Source organism: Paenibacillus sp. lzh-N1, assembly GCF_002872435.1.
Taxonomy (GTDB): Bacteria; Bacillota; Bacilli; order Paenibacillales; family Paenibacillaceae; genus Paenibacillus; species Paenibacillus polymyxa_C.
This window is the reverse complement of sequence record NZ_CP025696.1, coordinates 3,845,909-3,866,227: the sequence shown is the minus strand read 5'-3', so window position 1 is coordinate 3,866,227 and position 20,319 is coordinate 3,845,909. Positions and strand designations below refer to the sequence as shown.

Below are 20,319 nucleotides of genomic sequence, written 5' to 3'. Positions count from 1 at the left end.
TATTCAGCACTGTCGCTAGTCTAAATAATTAACTGATAACCGTAAAATAGTTTCGTGCGGCAAAATAACGCGAGAGTTCTCCACGTTTTCCTTCTTCATCAGCTTGGTTAGCAAACGCATTGCTACCGCACCCAAATCGTACATTGGTTGTGCGACGGTTGTCAGCTGAGGACGAACCATGGAGGCCATGCGAATATTGTCAACACTGATGACCGAAAAATCATCAGGTACTTTCAATCCCTCATCCTGAATGCTATGAATCGCACCAATTGCCATTTCATCTGTAGCGGCAAAAATAGCACTTGGTTTCTTCTTCAGACCGAGGAAGTATTTCATGGCTTCAACACCGGATTCATAGCGGTAATTCCCGATTCGCACGAGATCTTCCTGATAATCAATTCCGGCTGTTTCCAATGCTCTCTTGTAACCTTGGAAACGTGCATAACCATTTGCAGGGTCTTGAAGCGTACCACTGATCATTGCGATTTGACGGTGTCCATGGCGGATCAATGTGTTAACCGCATCGAAAGCAGCGGCTTCATGGTCAATATCGACCGAAGGATAGCTACCTTTTTCATCACTCGTTGCACATAGAACAATAGGGACAGCAGCTGTGTGGAACGCTTGAATATGCTCGTCCGTTACTGTGCCGCCCATGAACAGAAGCCCGTCGACTTGCTTTTCAAGTAACGTATTGATAACACGGATCTCTTTTTCTTTCCGTTTGTCGGCATTACATAAAATGATGTTATAGTGATACATATTTGCAATATCCTCAATACCGCGCGCAATTTCTGCAAAAATTGAGTTCGATATATCCGGAATAACAACGCCAACAGTCGTTGTCTTCTTGCTGGCCAGACCTCTAGCTACCGCATTTGGGCGATATCCCAATTGTTCAATCGCTTCGTACACCTTCTTGCGAGTTTGAGGTTTTACATTAGGATTATTGTTAACTACGCGGGACACTGTCGCCATTGAGACCCCAGCTTCGCGAGCTACATCATAGATCGTTACCGTCACATTCCTTCTCTCCATTGCCAATAAATTTTCAACCGAATCCTAGATCAACTAATTAGAACCATGATACGACAAAATACTACTTTATGCAACGACAGCACTCATTCTATCTATGTGAGATGATCGTGGAGCGCACGGGCTGTAATATTCGAATGGGATGTATGCCAGACAGCCTCCCCGTCCTTGACTAAAATGGCTTGCGGCGATTCATGTTTCACCTGAAGCTTGTCCGAAGCCGCATTGGACACCGGCCGATCTTCTACTACATAAATGATACCGTATTCAATATTTTCGTCGGGAGCACCTTCCAAATAAGACTCCACTTCCTGGTATGCGCCTGCACTTATCGGACAACGTGTGCTGTGCTTAAAGAGGAGTAACGGTTTGTCTGATGACGCTTCCAGAGCCGTATTTAATTGTTGAATAGTAGTCATTTTCGTCATCGTCGCCATTGGATATACATTCCTTTCTGTGTCTTGTCGTATGGCCTATTCTCATCGTAACAAAAAGAACATGTAAAATCCAATGGTGACCATGAAAATTTTCATATTTTTTAGTTTTTCGTATTCGTGAACACCGATTTACTGGTAAAACCGGATAATTGAACCAATCTTTTCTCTACATCATTCATCCAGTCTTCATCTCCTAGGCTTCTCGCATAGCGATAAAGATCCAGCAAGAGATTAATTCGAAGCTCCATTCGCTCCTCCAAAGCAGATTGCCAATCAACATTGGGATTGTCCGCTTCCTCCAGTACAAGCTTGCGAATAATTTCTGCCAGTTCATTGTTGCGAGCAAAAGATATTCGCCGGGGCGCAGGTTTGCTCCCTAGACTTTGTAGAAGTTCCTTAATGTCCTTCGTCACATGTTGCAGAACCTCACTGGAAAAGCATGACGGGCATGAAAATACAGGAACATGCAAAATTTCAACCTTACTCGCATATATTACCTTTCGTAATTCCAGTCCCATCGGTTCACCGCATTGGCATTGCTTTTGCACTTTTACCACCTCATTACATAGGATCAAACTATATAAGGATCTCTTCAGCATCCAGATATATCTATCTACTAGTCTATAAAATATTTGTTAACTCTATAAAATCTATCATACCTTTTTTTATTTCGACTTTGGGGTCTCAAATCCTTCCACAGATTGCAGCAATGAACAAATTACCAAGGCATTAGAGGGTCAAAAAATGACGGCGATTGTTGTAAAAGAGCGACTCCTAACCTGAGAATCTGCGAAGGAATGGACTTCGGGCTTACTTTTTCTTAAGATGTAAAAGTACAGATTACAAAACAAAGGTGTCATATGTGACCCATGAAAGGATGGTTAGATGTCAAGACTTACCGGAAAAAAGGTCATTGCCCTCGTAGATGAGGAATTCGAGGATCTGGAATTATGGTACCCGGTGTATCGTGTTCGTGAAGAAGGCGCAGAGGTACATTTAGCCGGTGCTGAAAAGGGGAAAAAATATATTGGAAAATACGGCGTACCTGCTGAAGCAGAATATGCCTTTGAAGAACTCAATAGTAGCGATTATGACGGTATTCTTGTCCCTGGTGGTTGGGCGCCCGATAAACTGCGCCGCTACCCCAAGGTTATTCAACTTGTACAGGAGTTTCATGCCGCACATAAACCCATCGGACAAATCTGTCATGCAGGCTGGGTACTGATTTCTGCTAAAATATTGGATGGTGTCACAGTTACCTCCACGCCAGGTATCCGTGATGATATGGAAAATGCAGGAGCAATCTGGAAGGATGAAGCTGTTGTGACAGACGGACACATTGTATCCGCTCGTCGACCGCCCGATCTTCCACCTTACGGAAAAGCGTTCTGCGATGTATTAGCTAATAGCGCTCGGAAATAAGATATGTAGTCCGCACATTTAGGACTTGAGTAACCTTATCTATGGCTATATCGAAAAAGCACCTTCAAAACCACTTTATTCATGGTTTTGAAGGTGCTTTTTTGTACGAGCCAAGCTAAGCATTGCGGATATTAAAATATTACGGCCGCCCGGGTCCGGCCGGGGTACAGCTGATATTAGCAGCAGTCAGCTTGTCTTCGATCGCTGCACCAGTGGACATGCCAAAGCAAGCACGAGCGATTGCCATTGCTTCAGATGCAGTCGTATTCAGCACACGATGCTTGACCCGCAACAAAGATTGGGGGGACATACTGAGCTGATGTATTCCCAGTTCCAGCCAAAGTGGAACGGATCGTTCATCTCCAGCCATCTCACCGCAGACACTCACATCAATTTCGGCATGATGTGCCGCTTGTGCAGTCATGCGCAGCATTCGAAGTACAGCCGGGTGGTATGGATGATACATATGCGCAATCTGCTCATTCATACGGTCTACAGCCAGTACATACTGAACTAGATCATTCGTTCCGATACTAAAAAAGTCGGTTTCAGCTGCTAATAGATCCGCGATCATCGCTGCAGCTGGAACCTCAATCATAATCCCTCGCTGAATTTTAGGATTATAGGCAAGCCCTCTTGCATCCAAATCCGCCATAGCTTCTTTCAAAAGAGCATCTGCCTGACGGACTTCCTCCACGGATGAGATCATCGGATACATGACCTTGATATTCCCCGTTGCACTGGCTCGCAAAATTGCAGTCAACTGAGTTTTAAACATTTCCTTCCAATCCAGACTAATCCGTATAGCACGATAACCTAGAAAAGGATTTTCTTCCTCTGGGAGCTCAAGATAATCCAACGGCTTATCGCCGCCGATATCCAATGTACGGATGACTACGGAGTGATTGCCTGCCTTTTCCGCTATTAGTCGATATACTTGATACTGCTCCTCTTCATTAGGAGCAGATTTACGATCCATATATAAAAATTCCGTGCGGAACAGCCCCACACCTTGAGCTCCATGCTTCAAAGCAGCCTCCAGTTCTTTAACGGAGCTAATATTGGCCGCCAGTCTCAGCGTGGTTCCATCCTTGGTCACAGCTTCTACCGAAGCGAGTACCTGAAGCTGCTCTTTTCTACGTCGCTGCTCGTCACGCAAAGTGATATAGTGGTCTGTTACAGATTTTTCCGGATTCACATACACTCTACCCAGGTCTCCGTCCACAACCATCATATCTCCAGTTTGAACAGGCAAATTCATATTGCTCTCCAATCCAGAAACGAGTGGAATGCCAAGCGCACGGGCCATAATCGCGGAATGCGATGTTTTACCACCATTCATAGTCACAATCCCTAACACATAGCTGGGATTCAAGTGTGCCGATTGCGATGGTGAGAGCTCTTTGGCTACCAGGATATAGGGCTGAGTGTCCTTGGGAAGAGTCACTTCCGGTGCGCCCAGCAAATGCTTGAGCAGTCGGTTCCCCACATCCTTGATGTCGATTGCCCGCTCCTTCATATATTCATCATCCAGCAAATCAAACATTGTCACAAAATGATCAATAGCTTCCTTCACAGCCACCTCGGCCGCCTTATACTGACGCTGAATAATGCCGCTAATTTCATTCATGAACTCCGGATCTTCCAATATCGCTAGATGAGCATCAAAAATGCTGGATTCCTCCGCTCCCACCATCTCTCGGAACTCATCCTTAATAAACTGGATTTCACTTTTGGATGTACGTATCCCTTCATACAAACGTTCAAATTCCTTCGCTAGATCTACCGTATCCATTTTTTGATCAGGTAAATCCCATTCCCAGCTCGGCAGGACAAATGCCTTCCCGATGGCCACACCTGCTGCGGCGCCGATGCCTTCTATCATGTTTCTACCCCTCCAACATTCCTGTCATGCAGCACAACGGACATTACCGAGGCCTGACCTTTTTTCACTGTTTTAAACGGAGCAAAGCTCCACGACTTGACGCGATCCGGATTCGTGATGACCATAGGAGTCACCAGCGATGGAGCTTGCTCTCGTAGCGCCTGCAAATCAAATTTGATCAGCAATTGCCCCGGTTCCACCGTATCGCCTGCTTCTACCATAGCAGTAAAATTCCCTTTTAGCTGTGAAGTATCAATCCCGATGTGAAGCAGAACCTCAAGTCCTTCTCGTGTGGAGATGCCTAAAGCGTGCATGGTCGGATACAAGTGCATCACAGTACCATACACCGGAGACACAAGTTCACCGCGTTCAGGAACAAAAGCAACACCGTCCCCAACCAGCTTCGTTGCAAAAATTTTGTCAGGCACTTCATGAATCGGTAGCATTTTTCCATGTACAGGAGCATTGAACAAAATTTGAGGGAGATCACGCTCCATCAGCTTTGCAATTTCCTCACGAATCAGTTCTGAATAGGTTCCAAATACGACTTGTAAATTACCTCCGCCCAGATTAATAAGCCCGGCCGATCCCAAAGCCTTCATCGCTCCGGTATCAATCAGCCTGTCATTATGGACAGTCAGCCGTAAACGGGTGATGCAGGCTTCTACCTGCACAATATTCTCCTTCCCACCGAGTGCTTCCAAAATAAGTGGAGCACTGTAAGGAATATTACCGGCCCAATCCTCCAGAACCGAGCCTTCCTCACGTCCAGGAGTTGGAATCCGGAAGCGACGGATTGCCCATCGAAACAGTACATAATACACAAGCCCGTATGCCACTCCGACTGGAATTAACAACCAGGCGTTATGTGATAGATGGAAATTAAGGACATAATCTATAAAACCCGCCGAATATGAAAAGCCATGATGAATGTCCAGTTCAAAGGTAAGCCACATGGCCAGACCGGACATAACCGCATGAACGAGGAACAAATAAGGAGCAGCAAACAAAAAGGCAAACTCAATCTGTTCCGACACTCCGGTAAAAAAACAGACCAATGCGGCCGTCAGAAACGTTTTTTGCACCTTTGGCTTCAAATCTTCACGAGCTTCCTGAATGATCGCTAACGCAATCGCAGGGATCGCAAACATCATAATGGGAAACAATCCAGACATGAAATAGCCCGCTGTTGGATCGCCAGCAAAAAAACGGGGCAGATCCCCCTGCACAACGTTGCCAGACGGCGTTTTGTATGTACCCAGTTGAAACCAAAATATATTGTTAAGCAGATGGTGAAGACCAAAAGCTGCCAACAGCCGGTATAGAATGCCGTAAATAAGCAGTCCAAAACCGCCCAAGCTCGATTCCAGGCCTACAATAAATTCCAGTCCTCGTTGAATCAGCGGAGCAATAATCAACATGAGCCCTGCAAATACAGCAGAGAACAGACCAATAAGCAGCAGAACAAATCGGGTTCCCCCAAAAAACTGAAGCACTTCAGGCAACTTAATGCTTTTAAAGCGATTATAGGCCAACCCTGAAATGATCCCCAAAATGATACCAATGAGCGTCGCTGGCTGAATGAGTCCGTTTCCAAATCTCAATGTGACCTGATCATATATAGCCATACCAGCCAATGCAGCCAGTCCGGCCTGACCTGCTTGATTCGACATACCCAGTGCAACACCAACCGCAAACAAATACGGCAAAAAATAAAAAATCCCGTGTCCCGCCGCATTTGCCATATCGGACACCATAGGAAATCCCCACGTGGCCCAAGGAAGGCTGCCGAGACTTAGCAATATTGCAGCTGCCGGTAGCACCATCGTCGGGAGCATGACAGCACGACCAAGCTGTTGTAAGGATCCGAGCCAATTCATGGCATTCCTCTCCCTTCTATCCCTGATGGTAAGCCGAATAAATACTTTTGTCAAAGCCATGGTTCCGTCAGCCAAAAATATTTATTTACGCTTTTACAGGTCATATAACTTATTACTCAACGATAACCCTATGAATTTAACTAGACCACATCACATTCCAAGCATATATACATTATATGGATTCCTGAAAGTATAATATACTGTATCATGATTCTGATTTCACACCAAAAACCTTCAACCCTATGAAACAAGGGAAGAAGGTTTTCTTCATGTGCATATAGCATGGGTCAGAGGTGTGATTATCCTTTACGAACAGCTTGGGTTACTGAATCCTCCACCTTAATGCAACGATCCATAATAACCGTCATTCCATGCTCCTGCGCAATGTCAGCGGCTTCCTGGCTTATAATTCCCTGTTGCAGCCACAATATCTTAGCTCCAATAGCAGCGGCTTCACGCGCAACCTCTGCGCAGTATTCGCTACGACGGAATACATTAACCAATTCAACGGGCTCTGGTACTTCAGCAAGACTGGCATAGCAAGTCTCTCCAAGAATTGTTTGCCCTGCGGCCGCAGGATTAACCGGAATAATCCGGTATCCCCGCTTTTGCATAGCATAAGAAACCATGTATGAGGTGCGGTCTGATTTATCAGACAAACCTACAACCGCAATATTGCCTACTTGTTCCAAAATATTCTTAATCTCTTCTCTGGACGGATTTTCAAAAGCCATTCTATCTCCTCCTGTCTGTATCTTAACTTACCTTTATTTTACCCATTCTACGGAAGCACCAAGCGTCGTCAGATGGTCGAAATACTGTGGATACGATTTGGCGACATGATGCGCATCCTTGATCACTAGCGGCTTCTGCGCGCGCAAACCTACAACCGTCAATGCCATAATGACACGGTGATCATAATGCGCGTTGATTTCCACTCCACCTTCGACACCCTCCGGTCTACCATGCACAATGATTTCCGCTTGACGTTCTTCTACCCGAGCCCCAGCCTTGCTCAACTCATTCAAATAATCCGTAATTCGGTCACATTCCTTATACCGTAAATTTTCCACATTATAAAAACGAGATGTACCTTCGGCAAATACAGCCGCAGCTACCATGGCAAGTACAGCGTCTGTCGCGGCATCGCCATCAAACTCGATGGCCTTCAATCGGCCGTTCCCCTTTACAACAACGGTATCGTTCTCATGTGTCAGTGGTACTTCCATCATACGCAGTACATCTACAATAGCGCGTTCTCCCTGTTTGCTCTGCTCTTTAAGACGATGGATGGTAACATCGGAATTCGTTACTGCAGCCGCCGCCAGCACCGCAGCACTCCCTGGATAATCCCCCTGTACAGTATACGTACGTGGCTGATAGGATTGCCGCCCCGGGACGCGGAAAGACATGTAGTCATCACTTGCATGAATAGTAATACCAGCCTCTTGCAATACCTCTAGAGTCTGCCCAATGACCACTTTGGATTTCAAATCATGCAGCACTTCAATTTCACTATCTTCCTCCAGTAAAGGTGTAAGGAACAACAGAGCGCTTAAATACTGTGAGCTAACCGAGCCGGACACCTGAATTTTACCGCCCTTCGCCTGACCACCCTGAATACGTATTGGCAACTTGCCTTCACGATGATCTACTTTAACACCTAGTTGGCCCAATGCATCAATTAGATCGTCATGGGGCCTTTTCCCCAATGAGTCGGGATATGTATTCACAAATGTAACATCCGGACATAGGGACGCAATTCCCATCAAAAAACGGAGCACCGCTCCTGCATTGCCTACGTTCAGTTCCTTCACAGCTTGAGGATGGCTACCAAAACCTGTAATCACTATTTTTTCATCATCCTCTTCCAGCACTGCTCCCAGATCGGTGATACAACGACGCATAGCGTCACTGTCCTCACTATGAGCTGGATAATAAATAGTACTTTGTCCATCGGCTAGTGCAGCCGTAAGCAGATAACGAGTCGTGTAGTTTTTGGAGGACAAAGCCCCAATCTCTCCTTGCAAGGAAGGGGTAGGTCTAACGATAACATCCATATTATACATGCTCCTTTTCGATTCAAACCATCCTAGTTTACGTTAATTATACAAGTTGTAACGTTCATTTCTCCACCTAAAAAATAAGGAATATTCATCTAGGTCTGTCGAGGTTTAGCAACCTGGTTGACTAATCTTTATTTAATTTTTAGATTTAGGCTAATTGACAGCTTAGAGATCGCTTCGCTATCATACATAGAGAGTGTGACGTTTCTCACACGCCAACAATACAAGTAGTACCCACTTACATTAGAAAAGAGGTCCAGCCATGACGCAAATCGCTCTGATTGAACCTTCTGAGCTTCGCGCACGCCTGCAAGCAGGAGAGCAATTGCAATTGATCGACGTCCGTGAGGCAGAAGAAGTAGCGGAAGGTATGATTGAAGGTGCCAAGCACATTCCGCTCGGACAGATTCCGGGCCGCCTTGAGGAAATTGAACGCACCGGTGAAATTATCTTTATTTGCCGGAGCGGTTATCGCAGTGAACGTGCCTGCGAATATTTGCAGCAGCTAGGTTACGAGGGATGCACCAACATGACTGGTGGCATGCTGCAATGGTCACAGGAGCAGTAAAATAGCTAGTCTATAAAAAAGACGGAAACTTTCCGTCTTTTTTATTTAGGCTCAGGCTTAGACGCGGTAAAGCATTAAACTATTATGCTTCTATCATACCATAGCCTCAAAAGATTACACAATCCTTTAGCGCATCCAAATTCGTATCTAAAATACCCAATCAAAAAAACGGAAGCTTTTTCTACCCCAAGGGCAAAAAGGCTTCCGTTGTGTTACTTACTGCATCCTTACATATTCGTCAGTTCATTAGAACCATTGATGATGGAATACGCCTTCTTTGTCCACACGCTTGAACGTATGTGCACCAAAGTAGTCACGTTGCGCTTGCAACAGATTTGCTGGCAAACGCTCAGTGCGATAGCTGTCATAGTAAGCAAGCGCGCTGGAGAAGCCAGGCACTGGAATACCTTGAGATACAGCCACGGAAATCACTTGACGCCATGCATCTTGATACGTTTCTACTACATTTTTGAAATAAGAGTCCAGCAACAGGTTTTTCAGAGCAGGATCACGGTCATACGCATCCTTGATGTTTTGCAGGAATTGCGAACGGATAATGCAACCACCGCGGAAGATCATTGCAATTTTTCCGTATTTCAAATCCCAATCATATTCATCGGAAGCTGCGCGCATTTGAGCGAAACCTTGAGCATAAGACACAATTTTACTTGCGAACAGTGCTTTACGTACGCTTTCGATAAATTCTTTTTTGTCGCCGCTGAAGGATTCAGCTTTAGGACCGCTCAGCACTTTGCTTGCCGCAATACGCTCGTCTTTCATAGCAGACAAGAAACGGGAAAATACGGACTCAGTAATCATGGACAATGGCACACCCAGATCCAGCGCGCTTTGGCTTGTCCATTTACCAGTCCCTTTTTGACCTGCAGCGTCCAAGATCACATCTACCATAGGCTTGCCTGTTTCAGCATCATACTGGGAGAAGATGTCAGCTGTAATTTCAATCAGGTAGCTGTCCAATTCACCTTTATTCCATTCTGTAAAGATTTCATGAAGCTCTTCAGCACTCACATTCAGAACAGATTTCAGCAAGTGATATGCTTCACCAATCAATTGCATGTCGCCGTACTCGATACCGTTATGCACCATTTTTACATAGTGACCAGCACCGTCGGGACCGATATATGTACAGCATGGGTCGCCGTCCACTTTAGCAGAGATTGCAGTCAGAATCGGCTCTACCAGTTTGTAGGCACTTTCTTGTCCACCTGGCATAATGGCAGGACCATTCAAGGCACCTTCTTCACCACCGGATACGCCTGTACCAATAAAGCGAAGTCCTTTTTCCTCCAGCTCCTTGCTGCGGCGCTGTGTATCAGGGAAGTAGGCATTGCCTCCGTCTATAATAATGTCGCCCTTGTCCAGATGAGGCACAAGCTGTTCAATCGTGGCATCTGTAGCTTTACCAGCTTGAACCATGATCAGGATTTTACGGGGTGATTCCAGTGAGTTCACAAATTCTTCAATGGAGAAAGTACCCGTCAGTTTTTTACCTTCTGCTTCTTTGATAAGATCGTGCGTTTTTTCTGGAGAGCGGTTAAAAACCGAAACGGTGAAGCCTCTGCTCTCAATATTAAGGGCCAAGTTTTTACCCATTACCGCCAGGCCGATCACACCAATTTGCTGTTTTGCCATCTGGTTCCTCATCCTTTGCAACATATTTTGTGTTCTATATCGCCGCTTTACCGCATTACACTTTATGTGAATCGGAACACGTGCACTTCTATTTTAACGTTTTTAGTGTCAGAAGTGAACCCCTGTCTAATCGCAGATCAAAACACCCCATTTTGCATGAGGTGTTCTGATGTACTACGCTTCCATCATCAGCAGTTGGTGAGATAGCGTTTGCAGGCGTTTATGGCTATTCTCGATTTTAATCGTATCTTTCTCCGTCATCGCCTTGAACAGCTTCTCCAATTCATCGTCTACTTCCATCTTAAGCAGCAGCAGCCGGGTTTCCCCTTCATTGGAAGCGTACATATCTTCCATTTCCTGAGCGGACAGCACCGGTCCCTTCTGATAAATAACACGCTGCTTAAAGCCAGTAACCTCGACCAGACGAATGACCTCGCCGAACAAAATATTTTCCACCAAAATATGATGATCCTTGACTCTTTTGACAATGGCATGACCTCGGGTGCTTCCAATCAGCTTCTCCAACCACTCAGCCAGCTTGGCATCGCGGATTACATAATCTCCAGCCAGCTTGTAGTGTCCAGTGCGCAATTGTTGAAAACGGAGCTTCACCAGCTTGCGCCCGGTTCTCACCGACAAAACCAGATACGACTCATCCTCGCTCCAGTACAGCGAATACCCTTCCGATATCAAATCCTTGATCAGATTATGGATATGCCGACGGCTAAACCGGAGCTCTAGATTGCAATATTCTACCTCACAGCCCTTGTTCACGGCATTCCCTCCTTTTTCAAGTCCGATTCAAGAAGTCCGGCTACAGCAAGCCTGCGGCTTTCCCGCTTGATCTTCCCTTGCTCTATTTTATACTTCATTTTATGTAAGGGTACTTGGTTATTTGACCTATTTTTATGAGTAACAACGCACAATCCTACTTTTGCCTTATATGCTTGTACCGAGCCCGGCCTAAAGTCGGCCAAGCCCGCTGACATTATGCTATAATCGGACATATTACGTCACACGATATGGCTTAGCCTAGATACAGGAGGAATAGGAATGACATTCAGTGGATTTACTGCAAAGGACTTTGATGTCTTTGAAATACCAGGATTGGAACCTCGCATGGAGGTGCTGATTCAGCAGGTTCGGCCCAAGTTGGAGACGATTGGCGAGGAGTTAGCCCCCTTCCTGACGGACTTATGCGGGGAGCCTATGCACGTTCACGTGGCCAAGCATGCACGACGCAAGGTCAATCCCCCGATCGATACATGGGTAGCTTGGGCGGCAAATAAACGCGGGTATAAGGCGTTGCCGCATTTTGAGGTAGGTATGTTCGCTTCCCATATATTCGTCATATTCGCAGTCATTTATGAAAGTCCGAATAAAATCACGTTTGCCCAGGCGCTTGAAGCCAACCTGAGCGATGTGCGCTCTAACATACCAGGTCATTTCTACTGGTCCATGGATCATATGGATCCAAAAGGTACAGAACAGCAGCAAATGGACATGGAAGAGTTTCAAACCATCATTAACAAGCTGCAGCAGGTGAAAAAAGCCGAGGTCATGTGTGGGCTCCGTATTGATCGTAATGACCCTCTTGCCAGTGACGGAGCTGCGTTACTGCAGACGGTGCGTTCCACCTTTGAGCATTTACTGCCACTGTACCGGATGTCTTTTCCAAAGGACTAGCTTCAGATAAATGCGTCCCTGATCCGCTACTAAGAGCACCGTTCAAGTCTTAACAACGGTTTTTCTCCGTGGATTGCGCGCCAAAGCCAGATGGCAGCCAAACATGAGCAGCATCACGATCCCACTGATGAAAAATGGAGCTGTGTGTCCAGCACGGTCCCATAGCACTCCTGAAACGAGCGGACCAATAACCATACCAGAGCCTTGGAGTGTTAAAAAAAAGCCCCATACTGTTGCACGCTCGCTTTCCGGAATCAGTTGGGCAAGAAACGTGTTCCATGCAGGCAAAATGAGCGCATATCCCAAGCCAATAATGGCTACAGATACAAACACAAGTGGAATGGTCTGTACTGTTGAAAAGAAAAATAGCGTGGTCCCGGCAAGCAAAAAACCGATGTGCAAAAAGTACTTGGTTCCAAGGCGATCCACCAGCTTGCCACAAGGGATCAATGCCAGCACAGTCACCCCACCACCGGCAATCAGAAGCACGCTATACAGGTTCGGTGAAATTCCGAGATCCGTGCGCGCGTACAGCGTTAGCACAGGGCTGATCAAGCCGATGACAAAGGACTGCAAAAACAGCGCAGGATAAATTAACGGATTTACATTAAGCTTTGTTTTGAGCGTGTTGATCGTCTCCTTGATACCTCTCAACACTTGCCGCTTCTGCTTGGAGTTCCCACCAGAAGATATGAGAGCGCTCTGTTCGAGGTCGTCTTTGCCAGCAGACCTGTTCGTTCCAGGCAGCATAAGAGCAACCAGCAGTAATACAATACTGCATCCTATCAAAATCATGAACACCATACCGTAAGAGTGTCCGTAATGGGATATGGCGAAATTCATAATGAGTGGACCGAAGCCCGTTCCGCCCATGGACGCAATTTCCAGTGTCCCCATCGCTGCACCGTTATTGTTATTAGGACCAGACATTTCGGTCGTTCCAGTCATCACACAAGGCCAGAGCGGAGATGTCCCCAGTCCTAGCAGCAGACACGCGATGACGAGCCACACAGGTTCTGTCAGGGTGCTTAGCATAATGATCGCTACAAGGGTAAACAACAACGCGGTTGACATCGTTCCACGATAACCGAGCCGTTCAGCCATCCAGCCCGCCGGTGCCCGGAATGCATTGTCTCCAAAATACTGAAGCGAAAAGGCTAAACCGATAATTCCGGCCGACAGACCTAACGTTTCTCCCATATATACCGGCAGGATGGATACCAGAAGAGATCCCTTCATGAATTCGACCAGAAACACCAGTATCCATAATTTGGCGAAAAAAGGAGTCCACAGCCGCTGCGAAGCTTTTTTTCGTCTTATTTGCTTCATTTATCCCACATCCTCCGCCTTCGTTTATTGTCTATACATTCGGGGTTCTCCGCCTACTCCGCTCTTTCGCAAATAAATGCGCCCTCAATCGCTTGCATTCCTACTTCAAACTGCTATACTCAATTTTGTTCTATTATCAATTGCACAGGATTGTCGAAATCCTGCATGAAAGGTTGTGACAACACTAATGAATCAAAGCAACACCCCGCTTTTTACTGCTTTGAAAAAGCATGCTCAGAGCAACCCGGTTCAATTTCACATCCCAGGTCATAAAAAGGGAGTGGGCGCAGATCGGGAATTTCGCGAATTTATGGGGGATAATGCTTTTTCCATAGATATGATTAACATCGCTCCATTGGACGATCTGCATCAGCCATCAGGCGTCATTGAAGAAGCTCAAAAGCTTGCAGCAGAAGCCTTCGGAGCTGATTATACTTATTACAGTGTACAGGGGACAAGCGGAGCCATTATCACCATGATTATGTCCATTTGCATGCCAGGTGATAAAATTATTGTACCCCGAAATATACACAAATCCATAATGTCTGCCATTATCTTCGCTGGTGCGAAGCCGGTATTCATTTCTCCGGTCAGTGATGAGAATCTCGGTATTCACCACGGGGTTACAACCAAGTCCGTACGCCGGGCATTGGAACGTCACCCTGACGCCAAGGGCGTCCTTGTCATCAACCCGACATATTACGGTGTGTGCGCCGATTTGAAGGAAATTGTAGATCTCGCTCACAGCTATAATGTGCCGGTCCTGGTCGATGAGGCTCACGGAGTACTGATTCATTTTCACGCTGATTTGCCGATGTCCGCTATGGAGGCGGGGGCAGACATGTCAGCTACAAGCGTCCACAAGCTGGGTGGTTCTTTGACTCAAAGCTCGATACTGAATGTCAATACAAAAAACGGATTCGTTAATCCGCAGCGTGTACAAACTATTTTCAGTATGCTGACAACGACGTCTACTTCGTATATCTTGCTGGCTTCGTTGGACACATCCCGACGCAATCTGGCTCTTAACGGCCATGAAATCGCACAACGTGCTCTGGAATTAGCTGAATATTGCCGTGCAGAGGTTAACAAAATCGAAGGGCTATATTGCTTTGGCAGCGAAATTCTCGGCACGGAAGCTACCTATGATTATGATCCGACCAAAGTGACAGTTCATATTCGCCATTTAGGCCTTACCGGATATGATGTGGAAAATTGGCTGAGAGATCACTACAATATCGAGGTTGAGCTTAGCGATATGTATAATATTCTCTGTTTGGTGACCCCTGGTGATACCAAAGAGGAAATTGACATTTTATTAAAAGCTTTGCGAGAGCTGGCTGCACTGCACTATTCCACAGGTCAGCAGCATGAGCTGGTTGTAAAGATACCGGATATACCGCAGCTCTCCCTCATTCCGAGAGACGCTTTTTACGGAGATACAGAAATCGTGCCCTTCAAGGAATCTGCTGGCCGTATCATTGCAGAATTCATTTATGTATACCCACCGGGCATCCCGATCCTTTTGCCGGGAGAAGTTATTTCGCAGGACAATATTGATTATATTGTAGATCATGTGGAAGTAGGCCTGCCTGTTAAAGGACCTGAGGATCGAACGGTACATCAGGTGAAGGTTATCGTTGAAACTGACGCTATTTCTTAAACATGATCTGTTAACACCTGCTTGCAAAAAATGTTGATAGTCAACAAAAAAAGCCCCCATTTGGGGGCTTTTCTATTGTGTGATGAGCAAGAACAGCTACTGTATCCAATCCTATTCGTATTGGGCAACAAGCTCGCTATATGCAGCTTCTACACGCTTCCACTCATCTTCGTCCTCAATATTGTAAAGCACCATTTCTTCGTTTTCTTCTTCCATACGAAGAATGATACCATCCGCTTCGGGATTGCCTCGCTCAAGCAAAAGAGCATACACGTGATCTTCTACGTCAAAGGTCTCTACCAGCACCATTTCTACATCTTTGCCATTTTCATCAGTTAGCGTAAGAACCATTTCTTCATGTTCGTGGTCATGATCGTGGTTGCAGGCTTCACCGTGTTCATGTTTGTGATCACTCATGGAAATACCTACCTTCAAATTGTTTTATTTTCCCTCGTATCGTAACATGATCAAGAGTGCAGGTCAATTTGTGGTATGCCTAATTTATCGCTGTAATGACTTTTTCGGACACGAGGGTATAACTGCCATCTTTACTTTCTTTAATGTAGAAACCGACCCGATAGTTTCCTGCTGTCTTGAAATCATACGTAAAGTCGTTTGTACGGAACCAGAAGTTATCCTTTTGCGCTCCTTTGATATCTTGGGACTGAATATCCTTTACATTGCCCGAAGGGTCGGTAATTGCTACTTTCACTCCGGAAATATCTGTTTTCAGGGTGTCAATTTGACTGAAAACATTAAACTTCACTTTGTTACCTCTATTCACGTTACCAAACACAGTATCCCCCTTGAACAGGAACATATGCACGTTCGGCTGGTCGAAAACAACTTTTCCACCAGAGGGATCAAAATTTACAAGCCCATTAAAATCACGGATAGGCACATAAGTTTTCCCATCAATGACAACTGCGCCATCTTTTGACACTTCTCCGTTAATAATCAACTGCACTTGGTCCTTGGCGGACTCCGCCGAAATGACGGTCCCTCCCATTATTGAAAAGGCCATCACTAGGGCCATCACTTTTCTCCATTTCATACTACATATCCCTCCATCATTATCTGTTAAAAACCATCTGTCGTACATTTATACCTAGCTCAGCCGCACAAGTTGCGCTGTGTTTCACAAATTGTCCAAAGTTTTTACATGAGGAGCCAAATCTTTAGTTCTCGCAGCCTAGATGTTAAAATACGATTGTAGAATGTCTTATAACACATCGTCTGGAGGGTGAATCCATAATGGGCCTAACGATACAAATGCTTGGTACAGGCAGCGCCTTTGCCAAGCATTATTACAACAACAACGCGCTGCTGGATAGCGGGGAAGGCAAGCTGCTGATCGATTGCGGTACAACCGCATCGCTGGCATTACACCAGATGGGTGTCCCTTTGCCTGATATTGACGCTATTTTAATCACACATATTCACGCAGATCATGTCGGAGGCTTAGAGGAATTTGGTTTTCAAATGAATATCCTCCATCGTCGCAAACCTCTACTTTATATCGCCGAACCATTAATCCACCCTTTATGGGAGCATACGCTCAAGGGCGGCATGTCCCAGCAAGGTATGATTGACAAGCTTGAGGATGTATTTGAGGTAAATGTCATAACGCCTGGCGTATCCACCACATTAGTACCTGGTATCCAGATAGAGCTGATCCCTACACAGCATATTCCTGGTAAACACAGTTACTCTTTGTTCATAAATGATCGTCTTTTTTATAGTGCGGACATGGTTTTTGATCCCGATTTACTTCATCATCTGGTGCATGAACGGGGATGCCGGAGCATTTTACATGAGGTTCAGTTACAAGGCGCTGGAGAAGTACATACAACGTTAGATGAGCTGCTAAGCTTGCCAACACCTCTGCAAGAGCAAATTCATCTGATGCACTATAGTGATGATATGGAACAATTTAGAGATAAGGCAGGGATTATGTCCTTTCTGGAGCAGCAGCGAGTTTATCCGCTAGCAGATTTGGAACGTGCAGAGTAGCCGAGCTAATGAGAGCTTAAACAATTAACAAAAAGCCGCCCGGCTTTCCTACAAAGGATAGCCGGGCGGCTTGCTGCATATTTTTTGTATACAATGATAAGCTTGCACGTTAATGTTGCGAGTCAAGGTCAGAACAACGGCAGTTGATCCAGGTTATTAGAAGGATCTCCATCGGCATCTCCTCGAATTCGTTTGCTTCCATCCTTGGCCTTGAACACGTTGACGCCTGCAATTGAGCCTGCTTCAATCTCGTTCAACGCTTGGCTATAATCCAAAATCCGTCCAGTAGATGTCTGAAATGACGTAAGATCGCCATCCCCGTTTTTACGTACTGCCGTAATTTGTTCTCGTTCTGTATTCGCCATGCTGCATCGCTCCTTATCCATAGTATAGTGGAGGAACTTTTACTAGCATGTGCATTGTACAGCTTTGTATACACCCCGTGCCTCAATTACAACTTTTTACGCATACGTACGTGCGGTATTCCCGCATCGTCAAAAGGTTCATCAGAGATCGTTTCATAGCCTAGCTTTTCGTAAAACTTCTCAGCTTGACATTGAGCATCTAGCAACGAGTATCTCAGCCCCAGTTCACGTGCACGTTCCTCCAGTGCTAGCAGTAATACGCGTCCATAACCTGCTGCACGATGCTCCTTGAGAACGGCAATACGTTGCATTTTAGCTGTATCCTCATCATAATATGTCAACCGACCAGTAGCCACCATTTCCCCATGTTCACAAATTAGTAAATGATGGGCGGTATCTCCCAGCTTGTCATAATGATCAATTTCAAGATCTAGAGGAACCTTTTGCTCTTCGACAAACACTTTGGTCCGGATTAATATTGCCTTCTGCAGTTGCTCTTCTGTTGTTACAGTTATAATTTCTGCGGCCATCATCTGTTCCTCCATCTCTAATTTCAAATGTAAACTCGCTAAATTTGAATTATATATATAAATGGTTATGAAGTACAGGCTGATTTGTATTTTTTCACTTTACATATATGGTTAATACATGATATTATCTAGTAACTACAGGACGGTAGCTCAGCGGGAGAGCATTATCTTGACAGGGTAAGGGTCATGGGTTCGATCCCCATCCGTCCTATACCGAACCCCCCTTGATTTATAAGGGGGTTTTCTTATTTTTATAAACTCATATCCGGTACGAAATATGGCTCTGATACGAATTTAATACGAATCACTTTTTGATACGAAAAAGCAGCGGCTATGATCCGCTGCTTTCGTTGTTTTGGAACACATCAAAATTAGTACCTTCAAGCCAGTTACGAAATACCAATTTACTGATATATATTTCCCTACCAGAAACTCGTAGGTCTTTTTTGGGCTCATCTTCATTATTTCCTCAACATGCTTGGGGCGCAGAGTCATAGGGTATTGCTCCCAATCATTAGCCACTTCAATTTCGTTCATTATCCCCACCCTTTCTCTGCTCCTTCTCAACAAGAAGGTTCATAATAGAAGCAAACTTATTATATATCCTGTATTTCTCAAGAGCTGCCTCTACAGCAGCCTGTGTCCGTTTCCGGTCGATCTCAGGAGAGAGGCGGCGCAGGACAATGGCGGAAAGAGTTCCAGAACGAATCGAAAATGACAAGCAGTATTCATAAATCCAAATCCAAAGCAATACGCGTATCAAATCCGCCAATAACCTCAATAGCGGGAACTTTTTCTTTTGACACTGCCACTATTGCAGGTTCATACCAGTAATCAATACCGCTGCTCACCGAACCAGCTCGGAGTAAACAGCCATTTAGAGTACGTAAACCGCCACATGATATTCCAGCCACAGGCAATGGGTTATTCTTGCCCACAAGTGACAGCTCACCATTCTCTCCTTGAATGTAAATCCCTTTCCCTAAAAAGCTTTTATAATCCAATTTGCTCAACTCCGCTTCTATATTGTTTGGATTCGAGAGATGCTGAAATGCTTTGTTCTTTTAAGTACCGATAATGCTCATTTCCTTCTTGGCTTCAACCAAGTTATTCACATCAACCACCAACTCCCGGATCTCTCTCACTTGCATAAGTGGTACAAGAAACTCCGGTATGTCTCCGACAAAACTGCCAAACTGAAATAACCCGCGCGATGGGATCGGCGGGCCAATGTAAATTAATATGCTCTCTTCTATTGTTAACCCCTCCTTCCTGGTGGAATAAGGGCAAAGAAAAAAGCCGCCTCTCAGCGACCATATAAACTAGAACTCGGCATTTTTAAAACTTGAAAATGAGCCTTGAATATTTCCGATTTTAGACGCACCAATTCATTGTAATTTATCGTTTCAGAAGCGGTTAAATAATCCTCTAATTCACGTAAGAGCAAGTTCAAAGTTATAACATCATTAACAAATAACTCCTTGTTGTGAACCTCAGAAAGTGAACTGAATCTCGGAGCAGTCTTAAGAACTCTCAATAAGTTTGTTTTATCGTAATTACTATTGTCTTTAAACAAATCTATTTCGAAATATACTTGTCTTAAAAAATAAGACATTATCTGTTTCTCTTCTTCAAATTGTTTTATCCAACTTGTCCTTTTATCCTTCTCTCTATAGTATTCTGTCATAACCCACCCTGTACCGATCCCTGTTATAATGGCTATCACAACATCTTTTAAAATATCAAGTATAATCCCCATTGCTTCCTCCTAAGACATCTAAAAAAGC

General features: G+C 45.1%; 22 protein-coding genes and 1 tRNA gene. 6 read left to right on the top strand and 17 right to left on the bottom strand.

What is annotated here, in order from left to right:
* Positions 1–15: 15 nt before the first annotated feature.
* The 3 genes from ccpA to C0638_RS17415 form a co-directional block, all read right to left on the bottom strand.
* Positions 16–1,023, bottom strand: coding sequence for a catabolite control protein A (ccpA, locus tag C0638_RS17425; protein ID WP_013371881.1), 1,008 nt, complete (start codon positions 1,021–1,023; stop codon positions 16–18).
* Positions 1,024–1,130: 107 nt separating this feature from the next.
* Positions 1,131–1,472, bottom strand: coding sequence for a bacillithiol system redox-active protein YtxJ (ytxJ, locus tag C0638_RS17420; protein ID WP_014600036.1), 342 nt, complete (start codon positions 1,470–1,472; stop codon positions 1,131–1,133).
* Between the two features lie 101 nt (positions 1,473–1,573).
* A complete protein-coding gene (locus C0638_RS17415; protein WP_013371883.1) occupies positions 1,574–2,020 on the bottom strand; it encodes a hypothetical protein in 447 nt (148 codons plus the stop codon).
* A gap of 337 nt (positions 2,021–2,357) precedes the next feature.
* On the opposite strand from C0638_RS17415, the gene C0638_RS17410 reads away from it, so the two are divergent.
* Complete coding sequence (locus C0638_RS17410; protein WP_013371884.1) at positions 2,358–2,894, top strand: type 1 glutamine amidotransferase domain-containing protein; 537 nt, start codon at positions 2,358–2,360, stop codon at positions 2,892–2,894.
* A 139-nt stretch (positions 2,895–3,033) separates the two neighbouring features.
* On the opposite strand, the gene ptsP is transcribed toward C0638_RS17410, so the two are convergent.
* The 4 genes from ptsP to aroA all read right to left on the bottom strand — a co-directional run bounded on the left by ptsP (position 3,034) and on the right by aroA (position 8,719).
* A complete protein-coding gene (ptsP, locus tag C0638_RS17405; protein WP_058710391.1) occupies positions 3,034–4,779 on the bottom strand; it encodes a phosphoenolpyruvate--protein phosphotransferase in 1,746 nt (581 codons plus the stop codon).
* Positions 4,776–6,659, bottom strand: a complete 1,884-nt coding sequence (locus C0638_RS17400; RefSeq protein WP_013371886.1) for a glucose PTS transporter subunit IIA — start codon at positions 6,657–6,659, stop codon at positions 4,776–4,778. The genes ptsP and C0638_RS17400 overlap by 4 nt, the downstream gene beginning before the upstream one ends.
* Before the next feature lie 299 nt (positions 6,660–6,958).
* Positions 6,959–7,393: a CoA-binding protein gene (locus tag C0638_RS17395; protein ID WP_017427811.1), complete on the bottom strand. Its 435-nt coding sequence runs from the start codon at positions 7,391–7,393 to the stop codon at positions 6,959–6,961.
* Positions 7,394–7,426: 33 nt separating this feature from the next.
* Positions 7,427–8,719 (bottom strand): 3-phosphoshikimate 1-carboxyvinyltransferase, encoded by a 1,293-nt coding sequence (aroA, locus tag C0638_RS17390; protein ID WP_040103395.1) that lies wholly within the window; start codon positions 8,717–8,719, stop codon positions 7,427–7,429.
* A 268-nt stretch (positions 8,720–8,987) separates the two neighbouring features.
* Here aroA and C0638_RS17385 point away from each other — a divergent pair, with 268 nt between their 5' ends.
* Entirely contained in the window at positions 8,988–9,293 is a 306-nt protein-coding gene (locus C0638_RS17385; protein WP_013371889.1) for a rhodanese-like domain-containing protein, read from the top strand.
* 246 nt (positions 9,294–9,539) lie between these two features.
* Here C0638_RS17385 and gndA read toward each other — a convergent pair whose 3' ends face one another.
* Both gndA and C0638_RS17375 read right to left on the bottom strand, forming a co-directional pair.
* Positions 9,540–10,946 (bottom strand): NADP-dependent phosphogluconate dehydrogenase, encoded by a 1,407-nt coding sequence (gndA, locus tag C0638_RS17380; RefSeq protein ID WP_013371891.1) that lies wholly within the window; start codon positions 10,944–10,946, stop codon positions 9,540–9,542.
* A 174-nt stretch (positions 10,947–11,120) separates the two neighbouring features.
* Positions 11,121–11,720 carry a hypothetical protein gene (locus C0638_RS17375; protein ID WP_013371892.1) on the bottom strand — a complete coding sequence of 200 codons (600 nt, stop codon included), beginning with the start codon at positions 11,718–11,720 and terminating at the stop codon, positions 11,121–11,123.
* Positions 11,721–11,999: 279 nt separating this feature from the next.
* On the opposite strand from C0638_RS17375, the gene C0638_RS17365 reads away from it, so the two are divergent.
* Positions 12,000–12,632, top strand: coding sequence for a DUF1054 domain-containing protein (locus C0638_RS17365; RefSeq protein WP_058710392.1), 633 nt, complete (start codon positions 12,000–12,002; stop codon positions 12,630–12,632).
* Between the two features lie 42 nt (positions 12,633–12,674).
* On the opposite strand, the gene C0638_RS17360 is transcribed toward C0638_RS17365, so the two are convergent.
* Positions 12,675–13,961: an MFS transporter gene (locus C0638_RS17360; protein WP_058710393.1), complete on the bottom strand. Its 1,287-nt coding sequence runs from the start codon at positions 13,959–13,961 to the stop codon at positions 12,675–12,677.
* 187 nt (positions 13,962–14,148) lie between these two features.
* Between C0638_RS17360 and C0638_RS17355 the strand changes: the two genes are divergently transcribed.
* On the top strand, positions 14,149–15,624 hold the full coding sequence (locus tag C0638_RS17355; RefSeq protein WP_013371896.1) for an aminotransferase class I/II-fold pyridoxal phosphate-dependent enzyme: 1,476 nt from the start codon (positions 14,149–14,151) through the stop codon (positions 15,622–15,624).
* 111 nt (positions 15,625–15,735) lie between these two features.
* On the opposite strand, the gene C0638_RS17350 is transcribed toward C0638_RS17355, so the two are convergent.
* Both C0638_RS17350 and C0638_RS17345 read right to left on the bottom strand, forming a co-directional pair.
* On the bottom strand, positions 15,736–16,041 hold the full coding sequence (locus C0638_RS17350; protein ID WP_007431055.1) for a DUF1292 domain-containing protein: 306 nt from the start codon (positions 16,039–16,041) through the stop codon (positions 15,736–15,738).
* Between the two features lie 79 nt (positions 16,042–16,120).
* A complete protein-coding gene (locus tag C0638_RS17345; RefSeq protein ID WP_058710394.1) occupies positions 16,121–16,678 on the bottom strand; it encodes a hypothetical protein in 558 nt (185 codons plus the stop codon).
* Positions 16,679–16,878: 200 nt separating this feature from the next.
* Between C0638_RS17345 and C0638_RS17340 the strand changes: the two genes are divergently transcribed.
* Positions 16,879–17,637, top strand: coding sequence for an MBL fold metallo-hydrolase (locus C0638_RS17340; RefSeq protein WP_058710395.1), 759 nt, complete (start codon positions 16,879–16,881; stop codon positions 17,635–17,637).
* Between the two features lie 128 nt (positions 17,638–17,765).
* Here C0638_RS17340 and C0638_RS17335 read toward each other — a convergent pair whose 3' ends face one another.
* Positions 17,766–18,002 carry a DUF3892 domain-containing protein gene (locus C0638_RS17335; protein WP_013371899.1) on the bottom strand — a complete coding sequence of 79 codons (237 nt, stop codon included), beginning with the start codon at positions 18,000–18,002 and terminating at the stop codon, positions 17,766–17,768.
* An 86-nt stretch (positions 18,003–18,088) separates the two neighbouring features.
* Positions 18,089–18,532: a GNAT family N-acetyltransferase gene (locus C0638_RS17330; RefSeq protein ID WP_025675812.1), complete on the bottom strand. Its 444-nt coding sequence runs from the start codon at positions 18,530–18,532 to the stop codon at positions 18,089–18,091.
* Between the two features lie 139 nt (positions 18,533–18,671).
* Here C0638_RS17330 and C0638_RS17325 point away from each other — a divergent pair.
* Positions 18,672–18,743, top strand: a tRNA-Val gene (locus tag C0638_RS17325).
* A gap of 83 nt (positions 18,744–18,826) precedes the next feature.
* On the opposite strand, the gene C0638_RS17320 is transcribed toward C0638_RS17325, so the two are convergent.
* The 3 genes from C0638_RS17320 to C0638_RS17305 all read right to left on the bottom strand — a co-directional run bounded on the left by C0638_RS17320 (position 18,827) and on the right by C0638_RS17305 (position 20,291).
* Positions 18,827–19,069, bottom strand: coding sequence for a hypothetical protein (locus C0638_RS17320; RefSeq protein ID WP_058710401.1), 243 nt, complete (start codon positions 19,067–19,069; stop codon positions 18,827–18,829).
* 191 nt (positions 19,070–19,260) lie between these two features.
* Positions 19,261–19,536, bottom strand: coding sequence for a hypothetical protein (locus tag C0638_RS17310; RefSeq protein ID WP_058710396.1), 276 nt, complete (start codon positions 19,534–19,536; stop codon positions 19,261–19,263).
* A gap of 302 nt (positions 19,537–19,838) precedes the next feature.
* Positions 19,839–20,291 carry a hypothetical protein gene (locus tag C0638_RS17305; protein ID WP_058710397.1) on the bottom strand — a complete coding sequence of 151 codons (453 nt, stop codon included), beginning with the start codon at positions 20,289–20,291 and terminating at the stop codon, positions 19,839–19,841.
* Positions 20,292–20,319: the final 28 nt, after the last annotated feature.

What these genes read in the sequence shown, in the direction of transcription:
- C0638_RS17400 (WP_013371886.1), bottom strand. Translation starts at nt 6,659, where the DNA reads ATGAATTGGCTCGGATCCTTACAACAGCTTGGTCGTGCTGTCATGCTC.
- C0638_RS17395 (WP_017427811.1), bottom strand. Translation starts at nt 7,393, where the DNA reads ATGGCTTTTGAAAATCCGTCCAGAGAAGAGATTAAGAATATTTTGGAA.
- C0638_RS17345 (WP_058710394.1), bottom strand. Translation starts at nt 16,678, where the DNA reads ATGAAATGGAGAAAAGTGATGGCCCTAGTGATGGCCTTTTCAATAATG.
- C0638_RS17365 (WP_058710392.1), top strand. Translation starts at nt 12,000, where the DNA reads ATGACATTCAGTGGATTTACTGCAAAGGACTTTGATGTCTTTGAAATA.
- C0638_RS17355 (WP_013371896.1), top strand. Translation starts at nt 14,149, where the DNA reads ATGAATCAAAGCAACACCCCGCTTTTTACTGCTTTGAAAAAGCATGCT.
- C0638_RS17350 (WP_007431055.1), bottom strand. Translation starts at nt 16,041, where the DNA reads ATGAGTGATCACAAACATGAACACGGTGAAGCCTGCAACCACGATCAT.
- C0638_RS17410 (WP_013371884.1), top strand. Translation starts at nt 2,358, where the DNA reads ATGTCAAGACTTACCGGAAAAAAGGTCATTGCCCTCGTAGATGAGGAA.
- C0638_RS17330 (WP_025675812.1), bottom strand. Translation starts at nt 18,532, where the DNA reads ATGGCCGCAGAAATTATAACTGTAACAACAGAAGAGCAACTGCAGAAG.
- C0638_RS17340 (WP_058710395.1), top strand. Translation starts at nt 16,879, where the DNA reads ATGGGCCTAACGATACAAATGCTTGGTACAGGCAGCGCCTTTGCCAAG.
- C0638_RS17360 (WP_058710393.1), bottom strand. Translation starts at nt 13,961, where the DNA reads ATGAAGCAAATAAGACGAAAAAAAGCTTCGCAGCGGCTGTGGACTCCT.
- ptsP (WP_058710391.1), bottom strand. Translation starts at nt 4,779, where the DNA reads ATGATAGAAGGCATCGGCGCCGCAGCAGGTGTGGCCATCGGGAAGGCA.
- C0638_RS17305 (WP_058710397.1), bottom strand. Translation starts at nt 20,291, where the DNA reads ATGGGGATTATACTTGATATTTTAAAAGATGTTGTGATAGCCATTATA.
- aroA (WP_040103395.1), bottom strand. Translation starts at nt 8,719, where the DNA reads ATGGATGTTATCGTTAGACCTACCCCTTCCTTGCAAGGAGAGATTGGG.
- C0638_RS17335 (WP_013371899.1), bottom strand. Translation starts at nt 18,002, where the DNA reads ATGGCGAATACAGAACGAGAACAAATTACGGCAGTACGTAAAAACGGG.
- C0638_RS17320 (WP_058710401.1), bottom strand. Translation starts at nt 19,069, where the DNA reads ATGAACGAAATTGAAGTGGCTAATGATTGGGAGCAATACCCTATGACT.
- ytxJ (WP_014600036.1), bottom strand. Translation starts at nt 1,472, where the DNA reads ATGGCGACGATGACGAAAATGACTACTATTCAACAATTAAATACGGCT.
- C0638_RS17385 (WP_013371889.1), top strand. Translation starts at nt 8,988, where the DNA reads ATGACGCAAATCGCTCTGATTGAACCTTCTGAGCTTCGCGCACGCCTG.
- gndA (WP_013371891.1), bottom strand. Translation starts at nt 10,946, where the DNA reads ATGGCAAAACAGCAAATTGGTGTGATCGGCCTGGCGGTAATGGGTAAA.